Source organism: Haloferax sp. Atlit-6N (assembly GCF_003383195.1).
GTDB lineage: Archaea > Halobacteriota > Halobacteria > Halobacteriales > Haloferacaceae > Haloferax > Haloferax gibbonsii.
This window is the reverse complement of sequence record NZ_QEQJ01000415.1, coordinates 1-435: the sequence shown is the minus strand read 5'-3', so window position 1 is coordinate 435 and position 435 is coordinate 1. Positions and strand designations below refer to the sequence as shown.

Below are 435 nucleotides of genomic sequence, written 5' to 3'. Positions count from 1 at the left end.
CTCGGTCAACACCACGAAGACCGGCGCAGCGGTGACCTTCTCGCCGAACGTCGCCGGAAACTACACGGTGTCGCTGACAGCGCGGGACGTCGTCGGAGTCGAGAACACGACCACGACGACGCTGCACGTGGCCGATTCGACGCCACCGGTCGCGACCCTCACGACGAACGCGACCGTCGGAACGTCGGTCGCCAAGCAGTACGCCCAGCCCGGATCGGCGACACGGACGTGGAGCGGAGCCTCCTCGACAGACAACTTCAACATCACGCGGTATCGGTGGCACCTGAACGCGACGAGCCTCGACGATCCGGCCGCGCAGCTCTCGGCCGCGAACACGTCTGCGACGGGAGAGACGGCCTCGTTCACGCCGACCGAACCGGGCAACTACACCGTCTCGCTGACCGTTGTCGACGGCGATGGCAACGCAAACAGCAC

Annotated in this window: 1 pseudogene; it reads left to right on the top strand. The window is 66.4% G+C overall.

Annotated elements, in window-relative coordinates:
* A pseudogene (locus DEQ92_RS22985) lies at positions 1–435 on the top strand (PKD domain-containing protein); the annotation flags it as partial.